The 13,323-nt window shown below is 53.6% G+C and carries 14 protein-coding genes; 8 read left to right on the plus strand and 6 right to left on the minus strand.

Annotated elements, in window-relative coordinates:
- Positions 1–32: 32 nt before the first annotated feature.
- The 4 genes from Q8X51_RS24365 to Q8X51_RS24380 are packed head-to-tail and all read left to right on the plus strand — an operon-like array spanning position 33 to position 3,402.
- Positions 33–848: a hypothetical protein gene (locus Q8X51_RS24365; RefSeq protein ID WP_407694502.1), complete on the plus strand. Its 816-nt coding sequence runs from the start codon at positions 33–35 to the stop codon at positions 846–848.
- 5 nt (positions 849–853) lie between these two features.
- Complete coding sequence (locus tag Q8X51_RS24370) at positions 854–1,651, plus strand: TIGR02391 family protein (RefSeq protein WP_407694503.1); 798 nt, start codon at positions 854–856, stop codon at positions 1,649–1,651.
- Positions 1,652–1,673: 22 nt separating this feature from the next.
- A complete protein-coding gene (locus Q8X51_RS24375) occupies positions 1,674–3,230 on the plus strand; it encodes a hypothetical protein (RefSeq protein WP_407694504.1) in 1,557 nt (518 codons plus the stop codon).
- On the plus strand, positions 3,220–3,402 hold the full coding sequence (locus tag Q8X51_RS24380; RefSeq protein ID WP_407694505.1) for a hypothetical protein: 183 nt from the start codon (positions 3,220–3,222) through the stop codon (positions 3,400–3,402). Before Q8X51_RS24375 ends, Q8X51_RS24380 begins: the two co-directional genes overlap by 11 nt.
- Before the next feature lie 557 nt (positions 3,403–3,959).
- Here the strand turns inward: Q8X51_RS24380 and Q8X51_RS24385 are convergent.
- A complete protein-coding gene (locus Q8X51_RS24385; protein WP_407694506.1) occupies positions 3,960–4,586 on the minus strand; it encodes a hypothetical protein in 627 nt (208 codons plus the stop codon).
- 37 nt (positions 4,587–4,623) lie between these two features.
- Positions 4,624–5,655 (minus strand): hypothetical protein, encoded by a 1,032-nt coding sequence (locus Q8X51_RS24390; protein ID WP_407694507.1) that lies wholly within the window; start codon positions 5,653–5,655, stop codon positions 4,624–4,626.
- 408 nt (positions 5,656–6,063) lie between these two features.
- Here Q8X51_RS24390 and Q8X51_RS24395 point away from each other — a divergent pair, with 408 nt between their 5' ends.
- Entirely contained in the window at positions 6,064–6,354 is a 291-nt protein-coding gene (locus Q8X51_RS24395) for an aldehyde dehydrogenase family protein (RefSeq protein WP_405121898.1), read from the plus strand.
- 174 nt (positions 6,355–6,528) lie between these two features.
- Here the strand turns inward: Q8X51_RS24395 and Q8X51_RS24400 are convergent, their stop codons facing one another.
- Together Q8X51_RS24400 and Q8X51_RS24405 are read right to left on the minus strand one after the other, a co-directional pair.
- The gene (locus tag Q8X51_RS24400; protein WP_407694508.1) at positions 6,529–8,244 is read right to left on the minus strand and encodes a chemotaxis protein; all 1,716 of its coding nucleotides are present in this window, start codon (positions 8,242–8,244) and stop codon (positions 6,529–6,531) included.
- On the minus strand, positions 8,241–10,007 hold the full coding sequence (locus Q8X51_RS24405) for a hypothetical protein (protein ID WP_407694509.1): 1,767 nt from the start codon (positions 10,005–10,007) through the stop codon (positions 8,241–8,243). Before Q8X51_RS24405 ends, Q8X51_RS24400 begins: the two co-directional genes overlap by 4 nt.
- 545 nt (positions 10,008–10,552) lie before the next feature.
- On the opposite strand from Q8X51_RS24405, the gene Q8X51_RS24410 reads away from it, so the two are divergent.
- The 3 genes from Q8X51_RS24410 to Q8X51_RS24420 all read left to right on the plus strand — a co-directional run bounded on the left by Q8X51_RS24410 (position 10,553) and on the right by Q8X51_RS24420 (position 11,858).
- A complete protein-coding gene (locus tag Q8X51_RS24410; protein WP_407694510.1) occupies positions 10,553–10,843 on the plus strand; it encodes a type II toxin-antitoxin system ParD family antitoxin in 291 nt (96 codons plus the stop codon).
- A 2-nt stretch (positions 10,844–10,845) separates the two neighbouring features.
- Positions 10,846–11,202 carry a type II toxin-antitoxin system RelE/ParE family toxin gene (locus tag Q8X51_RS24415; protein WP_407694511.1) on the plus strand — a complete coding sequence of 119 codons (357 nt, stop codon included), beginning with the start codon at positions 10,846–10,848 and terminating at the stop codon, positions 11,200–11,202.
- 434 nt (positions 11,203–11,636) lie between these two features.
- Complete coding sequence (locus tag Q8X51_RS24420) at positions 11,637–11,858, plus strand: hypothetical protein (protein WP_235865585.1); 222 nt, start codon at positions 11,637–11,639, stop codon at positions 11,856–11,858.
- 270 nt (positions 11,859–12,128) lie between these two features.
- On the opposite strand, the gene Q8X51_RS24425 is transcribed toward Q8X51_RS24420, so the two are convergent.
- Entirely contained in the window at positions 12,129–12,911 is a 783-nt protein-coding gene (locus Q8X51_RS24425) for a hypothetical protein (protein WP_065927669.1), read from the minus strand.
- Between the two features lie 80 nt (positions 12,912–12,991).
- A complete protein-coding gene (locus Q8X51_RS24430) occupies positions 12,992–13,291 on the minus strand; it encodes a hypothetical protein (protein ID WP_065927670.1) in 300 nt (99 codons plus the stop codon).
- Positions 13,292–13,323 lie beyond the last annotated feature (32 nt).

A 13,323-nucleotide genomic window follows, 5' to 3' on the forward strand; every position in this document is an offset into this window, starting at 1 on the left:
TAGAAGTACTGATGCGAATGTGAACATACCCTATGCGATCGATGCCTTTTACTCGACCTACACTCATTGCTGCAGTCGAATTGCTAGAGCAGAACACGCAGGCACGCTTTAATCAGGTTGTGCTGCGGCTTGGCCTCGAGGATGAAATCACGTCAAGCACTAGCCTTAGCGTGGCCAAGAAATGCGATTTCCTCGGCCGCATCGTGGTGCAACGCGCCGGGACCGTAGTTCAGACGCTTGATGGCACCATGAGCTTGGGTGAGGCCGTAATTCGACAGGCCGCGCAGCTGGAGCAACAGGATCAAACTCAATCCTTGCATGCAGCTTTCGCGCGGAGCTTGATGCGGGACGGCTATGTGCTCGTCTTTGATGACAATGGGCTAAACGCCTCCATTCGCGCCGCTCTGCCCGGCGAGGTCCTACTTCCTGAAACCGACGACGAGGTCCACCGCCTCCTGAAATTTTTCGGGTTCGTTATTCCTCTCGGTCATATTGACCAGGCGATTGAAGCCCACACACGCGGCGACTGGGCGGCTTGCAATAGCCAGCTTCGGACGTTCTTCGAAAGCCTGTTGGACGAGATAGCCCGTAATATCCGGCCGCTAGAGGCGGCCCAGCGCCCAAGCTCTGAGAACCGGCGCGCACTCCTTGCGGAGATCGGCTTTCTTGCTGTGGACCGTAACGAATGGACGCAGGATGGAAAGAACTACATCAACGGTCTCTTCAAGATGCTCCACTCGGAATGCTCCCATCCGGGCCTTTCCGACGAGGATCACAGCACCTTCCGATTACATGTAGTGCTCATTACGGCGAGGACTTTCTTGCGCCGCCTATCAAACGGCCGGTGATGCCCATGGCTTTTTTCTCGCAAGATCAGTTAGATGCGATCGCCCGCGTGCTTGGCGATACCACAGAGGGTCTGAGCGGACCTGAGATCGAGCACCTGCTGGCCTCTTGCAAGATTGCCGATCCCGGACCTATGACGAAGCGCGTACGTATCTACAACGCTTTTGCAGAATGCCAGAACACCAAACGAAACCGTACCAACATCCTCGAGTTCATTCGGCGCGCCATGAAGCCCGCTCGCTACATTCACGAGCCTAACCGCTACGAGCCAATGAGGGCTCGCCTGAACCAGGCGCTTGTGTTCGCCGGGCTTGTGGTCGATGAGGCCGGCGAGCTGAAGTCGGCGGATGTAGCCAAGACCTTGCCAGAAGCTCTGCAGAGGGCTCGCGACTTGCGCGCGGACCTTGAAGGGCGAGGGGTTCACCCAGATGTCTTGAAATTCTGCCGCGCCGAACTTCTCGTTGACAACTACTTTCATGCGGCGCAAGAAGCTGTCAAAAGTGTTGCTGACAAGATGCGTACCCGCACCGGAATAGCCGATGACGGATCTGCTCTGGTGGATCGTGCTCTCTCTGGCAATCCCCCTCTCATGGCTATCAACGCGCTGTCGACGGCTAGCGAACGTAGCGAGCAGAGTGGGTTTGCCAATCTTGTCCGCGGTACATTCGGCATGTTTCGCAATCCGACCGCGCATGAGGCCCGAATACATTGGGCGATGACCAAGGAAGACGCACAAGACCTGATGTCGATCGTTTCTCTGATTCATCGACGCTTAGACATGGCGCAAGTGCTATCACGCGCATGATCATTAGAGGTATCGAGAGCTAATGGCAAACGAACTAGAATCCGATCGCATCGGCCGCATTGGGGAGCGACAGTTCGAATTGCTCTGCGAACGCGCTGCTCTCTGTTGCAATAAGAGCGCCATCGACGTCATGGGTTGGGACTTTATCGTCGAATTCCCGATGGCGCTGGCCGGGCAACCGTCGTTGCCTCTCGATCAACGTCTAACCAATGCTGCTCGGGTTCAGTTGAAATCAACGCTCGGCCGCACCGGGAACCGTATCCGTCTAAGCCTTTCGGCCATTGAACGCTTGGCCAAGGATCCTCGGCCCGCCCTCATCATCGTGTTTTGCCTGAGCAGTGACGGCGAAGTCCACACCGCGTATCTCGTCCATCTTATAGGGAAAGAGCTCGCACGCATTCTTAAACGGTTGAGGCTCGCGGAGGCTCGTAAGGCGCATGACATCAACCACACCGATATCAGCTACGACTACGAAAAAATTGGATTACGTTTCAAACCGACACCCGGGGGCTTGTTGGCCGCGCTGAGTGACGCGTGTGGGCAAAATCCTAGCGCCTACACAATCGGGAAGCAGCGGCAGCTTGTCAAACTCGGTTATGAGAATGGCCGGTACGAGGCAGAAGCCATTATACAAATCGAAGGTCCGGAGCATTTCAGCAATATCCTACTCGGCCTTGCGCCGTTAAAACCGCGCCATCTCCAAGTGTTCGATAGCCGTTTTGGCATACGCCTTCCCTATCAAGGCACACTTTTTGACGACATCGAGTTGCTTTATCTTACGCCTCCCGCCCTGGGTTTCTGCGAGATTTCGATACGTGGCCTAGGCTTCGGACAAGCTGCACGGTTCGACGCTGAAATGTTTATCGGACCGCCGCTTTCAGAACTTCATGGACCGGAGCTTCTGATCCGCTCCGCAGAAATGATCATCCGTCTGACTCCAACGGGAGTGAAACTTGAAAGCATCGGCTCGATCGATGATATGCAGCAAACCTTGGAGAAATGGGCAGAGCTACTTCGCGCGCTCACGCTCATGTCATCTGGTCGCGCGACCTTGACGATTACCGGAAACCCAAAGATTCCCGCGATCACGTTGCATGTCGATCAACCGGTCACAGGGCCGTACATCGAAGAACTGCCGCTCATTTCCACATTCGCGGACGGGTGGTTGCGTCTTCTAACAAACGCTGGCATGCGCTCCACTGCTAGTTTGACGCTCGATGCTTTCTGGGAGGCGAATGAAGCACGGATGGCCGTGGACATCCTGCTAAACCCGCAGCCCGACGCGCGCTTTGAATTCCAAGCTATAGAAATTGAAGAGGCATTTCCCCCTGCAGAAGGGTTGTATTTCAACATCGCGTCATTTGCCGATACCAGCATCGCTTTCAGCGCGAAGGTGTTCTTTGTAAAGACCGAAGATCCTGACTGGCAATATCGATCCACCCGCTTCGAGGCCCTTGATGTTCGACCGAAGGTCGATGACTTGGAAGAATATGGGCTCGACCAAGCGAACGCCTCCGGTCTGAAATTGCTCATCGATCCAAGGAACATCACAACGGTGCCCCTGCGGAATGCAAACTAACCACCGAGCCCATGGACATGCGTGCATCACTGAAACAGCATTGGCCCGAGTGATTGCGGTGCGCGGTGCGGCGCAGCCGCACTTTGTTTATCTGTTGGCTAACCGCCGCGCCACTCGGGTGAAAATGCGGGTGTATGACGGCTTTGGGCTGGTCAGCCGCTCGCCGACTTAATCAAGGCATGTTTCTTGGCTTGGCATTCGCCACGGCTGCGAGATTGAACTATACGGAACCTGCCAGTATGGACCAACATTGCCCCGGTTGATCCTCGACCGAGTGATTGGCGATTACCCGATATAAGATGGTGTGGCTTGGTCATTGGAATGACCCATCCGCACAAGGATTGAAGGCTGTGATAGCGAATCCAACGGCCCATGACCTATGATTGCAGGCGCTGATGAAGGATTGACCCATCTGCCGAAAAAACGCTGACCCAAGCAACCTTCAAGGCTACGGCCGTCTGTGCTGGGCATCTACCTATCCATGTTGGGGCAGTCTTGCCCCAGCAGGGAGAGCAATTCTGCATCACCGCCAACAGCTCGTCGCCATATAGCACCCTATTGGGGTGTACGGGCACATTAGGCCACTACAGACTCGCCCTCAACAGCTGCTACAGCCTCCAGAATGGACATGGTTCCTTCAACTGACTGGATGCCTTTGACTTCGTTGACCATCATCTCCCCTTATGCCATCACAATTTTTTCGTCCAACTGCCGCGCGATGTCTTCGCATCAAGCAGGCAAAGACACTAGTGACTCGATATGTGTCACTCCGCTTCCATTCGCCGATATAACAAACCCTCTGAGGGAAACTGGGGTGACAACCGTCTGTACCTGGGTTGAGCTGACTTGCCTGCCTTCGATATGCACCAGAAGCGCGCCCGAGTTTAAGCCTGAAGCCCGTTTGTAGAGTTCGCGTAGCGTGTCAACTCGTCTTTCAACATGATTGACCTCTTTGGAGTATGGGAGCGACGTAAAAATCAGAATCTTGTAGTCACTCTGTATCAGGAGAAGCTTAAGAAAATCCTCCACGACGTTTTTCATAACCCCGTATGCGGACGAAGCGCCGCTGCCACCTAGTTCAGACTCAACTGCGATAAACGCCCTGATCGATTCGGGCACCAGGTCAAGGGTACGACGAACAAGCACGTCCTTGGGATTAAAGTTCAACACCAGCAGGTCAGCTAGGTACTCGCTGCTTTCAGCATCCGACGACATCACGATATGGTCGGCGCCAAATTTACCCCGAAAGAAGCCTTTGATCGCCCGCGTAGTCTCCTGCGTGCCGATTGGCTGATGAGCGAGCAAATATCTGCGCAACTCCAAAAATAGGGACTGATAACTGAGTGAAGTCTGCATCTAACCCTTCTGATGAATGAATGGAAGCTGTCCATTATCAGCGCGCAAGGCCGATCAAAAACTCATCGACTCTCTGGAACAAGAAACCATTCGGATCCTCCCCCTTGTCCTTACCGATCAGCAGCGATCGCAGCTCTGCCACCTTGATGGAAATGATCAGCTTCCCATGCTCTCTCATCGCACCGTCCATGACCTTTCGAGCTGACTCGTTGTGGCCGTTCTGGGAAATGATGATAGCGACATTTCGGAGCGCCATTGGGTAGAGGTATCGTTCAGTAGTGATGACCTCGGCCTGGCCAAACGGCTCGCGGTAGTTTTTAAATTCAAAGACAACGTAGCGGCTCTTGATGTCATTAAGTAACAGGCTCCAGATCTCGCTTTTAGCCAATATCCTGCACACCAGATCTCTTCGATGCAGTTCATCTGTCGTCGAGCTTTGTGGGTGCCATCCGGCGAGGTCGAATTCAAACAGGAATCTCAGCGCTTTAATGCATGCGTCCTCGAATCGATACGCATCCTCGCGACCAGGGTTTATGTCCGTGAACACCTCTGCGATTCGAGCCCCTTCCTCGACTTCCTGCTCCTCAACGTCTGGCAAAACATACTCACCATCAACGAAGCTGTTTGCCTGCGCGATGTCCAATTCAAGGCAGGTGGCCAAGCGCTGAAAAAGATCGGGGATGGCTCGTGCTTGAGTGAAGATGTCTCTGAGCCCCCACACCCGAATCCTCGGAAAGCGTCGCTTGAGCTGATCGCTGATGATCTCATTTGGGCAGCTAAGAACAAGGATTCCAACCGTTGCGGACGTAACGTCGACGGTACTATTGACGCTAACGAAGGCCCTTTCGAGCATGTCGATACGGGGCCGCGACTTGAGCCTGTAGTGTTTGATTTCCAAAATGTCATAGGTGCAATCAGGCCTCCTGATTACATAGTCAACCACACGGTCATGGCCCAATTCGCCAGGTACTTCAATATCTTTGAGCACCTGCGATCCTGTAGCCGCCAGCAACTCGACGATCAGTTGTTCAAATGTCTGGGCTGGGCTGGAAAACGCCGATATATCCATATGAGGTAACGCTTTTCCTTAGGCTTCGTCGCATCGTGGCGGGCTAATTCGAACTTGCTCAAAACGCATAACGCGTTGCAGCGATGGCGGATGGGAGAGTGAATTGTACAGATGATATCAGTTTGAAACGAAGGTCTGAGGGTAGGCTGCCAGCACCTCAAGCATGTGTCAGTGTCCAACGGATTTTCTGCCACTCCAGCATCGCCCAAGAAGCTGCTCAGTGCCTGGCGCAACTCGGCAACCATCTGGTCGTGGGTGATCCGACAGATTTGAAACCAATGTAGGCCCAATCATTCGTAAAGAGGAAACCGAACGGGTTGGGCAGTGGGTAGATGCGGCCGTATACGCAGGGGCGACATCGTCAGCGGAGGTCAGGCACTCGGCAACAACTGCTAACAGCCGACTGAGCTGCTCAACCCGCCTATTGAGTTAGACGTGATGCAGAAGGAGGTTTTTGGACCCTTAATTGCTGTCTATGCCTTCGAGCAATTGGATGAGGCCATTGAATTGGCCAACGCCCTGCCCTTTGCATTCCAAGCCGTAGTGTTTATACAAAGTCTGGACGCGGCCGTGCGCTGCTACCAACGCATCGATGCCACCGCGATTATAGTCAAGGAAAACATCTTGTCTGGGTTGATTAGATGCCATTTGCCGGCGCGCTTGTCTGGGCATGGCGTTGGCGGCATCCCTCACACATGAAGGAAATGCAGACCGAGAAAATGATGGTCTGGCGCTCGAAAGTGCTGGAGTGATCGATCAAGTAGCCTACTAGGCTCCTGCACCCCTCGGCCCCGACAGGTCGAGGGATGTCACTCCAGAACAAAACTGGCGTTTCAGCGAGCAGGCACACATCTGCCCAATCTCCAGATGGTGTTAATGATTCTGCACACTCGCCGTCCTCATTTGTATCAGGACGGGCATCCACAAGTGAGGAGGAAGCGGCAATCTATGGTGCCGGCAGGCCATGACTAGCACTGGCCAATGCCCCAGATTGATGGCTGACAAGCTTGCAAACACGTCACATTTCTTGCACTCGGCTTGGAGCATTTCCATGGCCTGCTCGCCATCAGGGGTGAACGGAATTTCGGTGAGCGCCCAACCATGTGTAGATGGCCCGATGTAAAGCATGGATTCAGAGTCTTGCCCAGGAACCCATGTTTGCAGGTTGCAATGAACGAGCTCACTCTTCACGAATGCCGTCACCACCTGCGTAAATTCCGAAGTGCCAGACGCTGAACCCCAAACGCACAGCAAGGGAAGTAACGTACTACCTTGGGTGTGCCGTTTCCTGTATTCCTGTGTTTGCTCTTTGGGATGTTCGATCAGCTCCCAGTACGCACCATAAATGGTGGGGTACCGACCGTGATAGCGATAGGTGAAGACGAAATTGTCCATGAGAAAATCGCAATAGTCGAGTGCGACCGACTGCCACTCCTCAAACATTGAAAGGAAGACGAGCGCGACACTGATGTCAATAGACTGAGCATCTGCAATAGGACTGAGCAGAGAGGGATTGTTGCTTATAAGGTCGCTGATCTGTGATGCCAGCTTGCGGGCATCGTCGTGGCCCCGACGGCCAACGACATCAGGGGTGTTTTCGCCGCCTCCTTCTTTCCAGAGCATCCAAAGGCCGCGTTGAGCCAGGCGCCCCAACATTTCGAATAGCTTGAGATTGACGTCTACGGGTGTGCTAGTGCTCACCGCCGTAGAAATAGCGTGCCTAACCCCTACGTAAGGAAGCACCTTTTTACCGTAGAGCTCGTCCCAGATGAAGAAATGTAGTTCGACCAACGCTTCGAATGTAGTGCCAAGGTCTTTCGCGCCTTTCTCGTTTTGTCCAATGTGAGCCCTAATGGCATGCCATGCATGCAGGATTGCAAGCTCGCTGGCTCGGTAAGGCGCTTCGAGATTGTCCGCATCCCTAGCCCAGACGAATAGCACCCACAGACAGATGTAAATACGTCGCAGGTTTGAGAGCTTGGTTTCAGCAGACAAACTGTCGGCCCCAAGCATGCCTCTGATCAGACTTGAGAAGTGCTGGAAAGCAATATCAGGCTCATCCAGCATCGCAATAGACTTCTGAAAGCTTCCACGCAGTTCCTTGCTTACGAGCTGCTGACCTAAAATGCCTTCCATGAGCAGGCCCGCGATGTAGTCACCGTTCCATTCCTGAAACGAAATGCGCTCTGTCGTTTTCATTGCAGTGAACTGAGCGACGTTGACGCGTAGAGCCTCATGGATTTCTCCACCGAAGCACATACAGATAACGATTTTCAGAGACTTGAACTGATCAGGGATTGAGGTGTTGCAGTAAACCTCGATGATCTCTTCAATTGATGGCTTGAGGCTCTGCTCACCGGAGTTCCACTCAGCCCGGGTCAGATCGCCCTTCTTGATTGAAAATAAAAAAACCTTGGCTTCCCCCTGGTCTTGACCGATGGCCATGACATCGACGCCGTATTGTCGAGAGCCTATTGTTGGCCGAGAGATCACATTGAATCCGAGCTCGCTCAGAAGATCTGGAAGCACTACGTCCAGTTCCTTTCGCTCTCTTAGCGATTCGAGATACTGCCTGAATACCAGCTTCACCGAGTACGCTCCTCGTAACGGTACGCCATTAGTCGCTGTCGCAGCCCCTGCGGGTCGAGAAAGTCTTCTCTCGCCAGCCTGTACTGATAAGACACACTGGTCATGGGGTGTTCTGCACGGGCTAGATTTCCCAGCGCTTGCGTTGAGGTAGCGCTGAGTTCTCTCTGTTGGTGCCAGGTCACCATCCCGTTACCGTAAAGCACGAGGCGCTGTATTCCACCGAGGTCAGCCATGAGCGAATCCTTCCAGGAATCGCGCATTGCACGCGCTGTAACCTCTGCCTGACGCTCTGATTCCAATTGAACTTCGCGCTCCGAAGGTTTGAGCTCAGGTAGCATCTTTATGTTCTGTAGACCGTCGAGATACCCCTTCAATTGGCTAACCGCTGCCTGTGCTGTCCAGTTCGCTGGATCGGACGGGTCTGCTGCGATCGCATCAAAATGACTTTCTGCGAGACTTGGATAGTTCAAAAATACTGGGTCGAAAATCAGTGCGACCAGATCAATGCTCCGCTGCCCGGCAGTAGAGCGTGCCAGTGACGCCAGAAAGCTTGCCAAGGTGCCGGGCTGATAGAAGAAAGTGGCCACCGCCTTGCGTGCGATGAATCCTGTTTCCCAATCATCGAGAACGACTGGGCTAAAATCAGTGGAGAAGAGATGATCCACGCCCACTTCAAACAGACTCTCTTTGAGCTCGCGGCAAAGTCGGAAATCTCCTCTGCGCAACCATGAGATAACCCACTGGTCTAGCACTTCCTGCGGAGCTTTCCTTAGTGACTGAACCAACATTTGAAAATGCCCTAATTTCGGAGACTCTGCTGGCCTGAGTACCAAGGCCTCAATTATCGAACGTGCTCTTTCTCCCCCGCAATGTTTCAAGCTATTGCTCAACGCAACGTCCAACGCCCCGATCGTTTCAGGCTTAAGAGGCGCTTCCAGGAGGCGGGCATAAAGATGGTCAACGATGGGTAGGCCTTGTGCTGGCAAGCTGTAAGCCAGCGCATAGGCTACGGTGTGGGCGATCTGAGCAGAGGCAGGAACGCAGGCCGATTTGATTAGTTGCTCGATCTCTGACTGAGGCGCCTCGTTGCCGACGGGCAACCACGATAAGCCAGTTTTTAAAATCGCCGAGCGTAAGGCCTCATCATCAGTCCCCTGTAACGTTTCAATCATGGTGCCAACAACGACAGTCCAAAGCTCCCCATTTTTGAACGAGCAACTGCAGAGCGCCTTTATTGCCGCCATCCGCTGCGTTTCGTTATCGCCCTTCAGGTGCCCCAGCGCACATTTGGTGAATCGAGCTTCGTCAACTGCCAGCCCGCAACGAATCGCAATGGCAAGCGTCTGGTATCTGTCTGCTGCTCTTGGATGCTGGTGAGTTAGATCAAGCAGTTTAACAGGCCTGGATGGTGCTGAACGGCACCACTCTGTCAGAGCGGTGGATGTCGCGTAAGAATTCAGTTCATCGCCGTAAATCGTATCAAAAGCTCTCAGGATGTGTAGAGCTGGGACGTTGAGCTTACCCAGAATCCGCTCAAAAATTTGTATTCCATGGACGCGGCTGTAACCCGAGTAATTTTGCACGAGAGCTTCATCAAGAGGTGCGAGCAAGTCGACCCTGCCATCGTTATGCATCTGCGCCAGCAACTGGGCAAACGTTTCTTGCTCATTAAAATCGCAGCGAAAGCGGTCAGAGAAGATTACGTCTGGCAGCGTTTCAGTCTGGCTCAATCTGGCGATTTCATCGATTGTCGGTAAAGCCATCCCGGCACTCCCTGGCGTTGTAAGTCCTGGCGTATGAGTGTGCACTCGCGACACATATTAATCGAATGATGGCTTTCTGGTTGCTCTTTACAAAATGCTTTTAGCAACGATGGCACGCGCCCTCTGTGGGGCACACAACAGTGGCTGCCGGTTGTTTTGCGCCATCTCCGATTCGCATACGAATCGGAGATGGTACGTGCGAAATGCGACTGCTGGCGAACAACCAGCGGTCCGGAGCGACCGGCCTCATGGTAAATAAAAACCAGGGGAGTCCGAATCTGACTGCCAGTTGACCGAAATAGTCTTTAGCATTGCATCACTGGCGTGCAAACGTGCGAAAGTGGTGTCCCATAGATCGTTCAATGCGATTGTTGATTTCCACGGCCGTCCGGCCCCCTCCAGGCAGGCAGCGGCGCGATGCTGATTGGCGCCGAGTCAGCCTTCACCTGATCGCCGGATGTCGGCCCCAAGCTATTCTCCTGAGCGAAAATGGCATAATATGCCACCAATCAAAAGTACCTGTTTGCATGGAACTGGAGCTAGTTATGGCAACGAGAAACGTGGTGCTTACCCCTCACCAGGAACAGGTTATCCATGACCTGGTTCAGTCCGGTCGTTATCAGAATGCCAGCGAAGTGATGCGAGAAGGTTTACGTTTATTGGAGCAGCGCGTCGCCGAAGACACCGCCAAAATTGAGGCACTGCGTCAGGCAACTTCGATCGGCATCATGGATATTCAGCGTGGGCGCTTTACTCAGGTGAACGAAGGAGATCTGGAGCAGTACCTCGAGGGCTTGAGCCTGGAGGCCACCCTCCCCGCGAGAGAGAAACACTGAGCATGCCGCAGTATCGGATTTCCAACGCGGCGCGCGCCGACATTGTCGACATCCTCAGGCTCTCCCAGACGCAGTTCGGCGATCAAGCACGCCAGCGCTACCAGACGCTGATCCTCGCGGCGCTGCAAGTGCTTGCCGACACGCCTTATCGCATTGGCAGCCATAACCGCGATGAGCTTGCACCGGGCCTTCGCAGCTTTCACCTCATCTATTCACGCCAGCAGGCCAAACAAACCCATGGAATGGTCAAAAGCCCACGCCATATAGTGTTCTATCGTGTGGCAAATGACGACATGATCGAGGTCGTCAGACTCCTTCATGACGCCATGGACGTGCAGTTGCACTTGCCTGATGACTGATCAGCGATCCAAGACACAGACATGACTGGCCAGGAACAACGAAGGTGAGACGCTCCCTCTAGCCCCCCACTCTGCCAGCCAACTTATTTCAGGACAGGTGCTGAAAGATAGCCCGGGCAACTTCAATAAGGATATCGACTCATCGAACCACCAAGCATTTGCCGGATTCGGATTGGTCATCCGGTATACGGGGGGGCACTGAATGCCAGCTATGGCCACCGAGGTCCGCGTCAGAAATCGCAAATCGCGATCGCTTGCACACTCAGCGCAATTGGGGGCATAACTGGGGGCATAATTCGAGTTTTTCAAGCTGAAACTACTGTTCTAGAGCCTAGTCAAAATGTTTTTCGGGGACCCCGAGAGTTTGTAAAAAAACTCTACCAGGCTCTATAAACGGATATAAAACATTATGAACCCGACAAGCACGCTGCGACGTGGTCAACCACATCGCCCCGCTCAAGGCCAAGACCGCCAACTTCGAGGCACAGTTGCTCAATGAAGAGCGCACCTTCGAGTATGTCGCCAAGCAATGGCTAGCATTTAAGTCTGCCGAACGGGTGACCAAATCCATTACAGGGTCTAGTGGTGCGCTGAGTAACCTTATCTTGCCTGCTATCGGCAATAAACTGCATCGACACCTTGAACTCGACATTTAATACCTGGCGCAGCAGCCCAAAACCCCTCCGGCCTGCGACCACATACGCTTTGGGCCAAAACTCGTCGATAGGCCCCCTGCATCACGCGGCTAGGCCGGGAAACATCTGACTAGCCAGTGCCCACGCAGCTGCTCCGGATCTGTCGACGTGCGCCCTGACTGATAAATTGAATCCCACGCAAGGGAGCAAGTTGGAAATACCAGTCAACTCGCCAGGCGTGGCCATTTTGCAGCAATGCAAACTAAGGCCAAGTACGTGCCACGATCGCGGTCATTCCACATAACGCAGCCAAAGATGGGTCCGACCGGAGATCGCCTGGGCGACTGCGAGGTGGCGTGCTTGCAGGTATTCATCGCTAGTGTTGTAGAGCGCACAAATGTCTTTGGCAACCAGATTAGCCAGGGCCAGGTCAGGCGGCTCAGCACGAATGAAGCCGATGTAAGAGGCACCTACTCCCATCAGTTCATAACCATGCGCCAGTAAAAAATGATGCGCCACCGCAAAGTTCTTTGCAGGATCAAGATCTGAAGTGAAATAGCCGTTCGGAAAAGCCGCCAGTGCCTCGCACGACTGCTGAACGGGTACCAAGAGCGCTGAAAGGGGCTGATCTAGAAGAGAGACAGGGTCGTTCTGGTAAGCGATCCACTCCTGTAGGGCCTGCTCATCAAGCGTCAAGCCATGGGCGCAAGCATCTTCGAAAGAGGTGAATGCAACCAGGTTCATGAAATTGCGAAAGCACATTGCAAATTCCGCTTTCGTTGTCGGATAGCCAATGTATTCACCATTCTCAAAGCATTCCGGCGGTAACGCCGCGATGTCCTGCTCCGATGCATCGTCCATTCCTGAATTGTTGCGCGCATGCCCCGAGGTGTAGCGGGCTTGGTGCAAGTCATCGAGCGAGAACAGAGGTTTAAAGCCTGGGTGCAACTCAGCAATCCTACGATGGGCTTCAGCCAGATCGTCAAAGCGGGTAATCCCGCTTACGCCGTACTCATCGCATGTACCTACAGACGGGTTCTCACGCATGCCATTACCGCGAAATTCGATATCCATAAACAGTGGTCTGCTCCGTCTTGTTACTGAAATAAGTGGGTAATCCCAAGGACCTCTCTGCCTGCCCAATACTCCTTTTACTATTGATGAGAGTCCGCCTCCTCAGCGGGATAAAACTCGCCAGCCTTCCCACTCTTTTTCAGCCGTTCGCGCACCATTATCTCAACCCGGGCCACTGCGGCTTGATCATCAGGATTGACCAACTGCACGCACAGGCGTCGGACATTCTGATCGTGGGTGCCCTCGCTCATCATCTCGTGAGTGAAGACCTGCTCGCCACGCCATAGGCACAGTTGGGCATGAGTTGCGCCGAGCCATATCTCGTTGATTGATCCAAGGTCGGTAGTATCCAATTGATCCACGGTGATGGTCTTATCCATGGCGCTATACCTTACCAAATGAGTAGGTATAG

The organism is Pseudomonas sp. Yb2C2 (genome assembly GCF_052112325.1).
In the GTDB taxonomy this organism is placed as follows: domain Bacteria; phylum Pseudomonadota; class Gammaproteobacteria; order Pseudomonadales; family Pseudomonadaceae; genus Aquipseudomonas; species Aquipseudomonas marginalis.

What these genes read in the sequence shown, in the direction of transcription:
- Q8X51_RS24410 (WP_407694510.1), top strand. Translation starts at nt 10,553, where the DNA reads ATGGCAACGAGAAACGTGGTGCTTACCCCTCACCAGGAACAGGTTATC.
- Q8X51_RS24405 (WP_407694509.1), bottom strand. Translation starts at nt 10,007, where the DNA reads ATGGCTTTACCGACAATCGATGAAATCGCCAGATTGAGCCAGACTGAA.
- Q8X51_RS24430 (WP_065927670.1), bottom strand. Translation starts at nt 13,291, where the DNA reads ATGGATAAGACCATCACCGTGGATCAATTGGATACTACCGACCTTGGA.
- Q8X51_RS24415 (WP_407694511.1), top strand. Translation starts at nt 10,846, where the DNA reads ATGCCGCAGTATCGGATTTCCAACGCGGCGCGCGCCGACATTGTCGAC.
- Q8X51_RS24385 (WP_407694506.1), bottom strand. Translation starts at nt 4,586, where the DNA reads ATGCAGACTTCACTCAGTTATCAGTCCCTATTTTTGGAGTTGCGCAGA.
- Q8X51_RS24375 (WP_407694504.1), top strand. Translation starts at nt 1,674, where the DNA reads ATGGCAAACGAACTAGAATCCGATCGCATCGGCCGCATTGGGGAGCGA.
- Q8X51_RS24365 (WP_407694502.1), top strand. Translation starts at nt 33, where the DNA reads ATGCGATCGATGCCTTTTACTCGACCTACACTCATTGCTGCAGTCGAA.
- Q8X51_RS24380 (WP_407694505.1), top strand. Translation starts at nt 3,220, where the DNA reads ATGCAAACTAACCACCGAGCCCATGGACATGCGTGCATCACTGAAACA.
- Q8X51_RS24370 (WP_407694503.1), top strand. Translation starts at nt 854, where the DNA reads ATGGCTTTTTTCTCGCAAGATCAGTTAGATGCGATCGCCCGCGTGCTT.
- Q8X51_RS24390 (WP_407694507.1), bottom strand. Translation starts at nt 5,655, where the DNA reads ATGGATATATCGGCGTTTTCCAGCCCAGCCCAGACATTTGAACAACTG.
- Q8X51_RS24425 (WP_065927669.1), bottom strand. Translation starts at nt 12,911, where the DNA reads ATGGATATCGAATTTCGCGGTAATGGCATGCGTGAGAACCCGTCTGTA.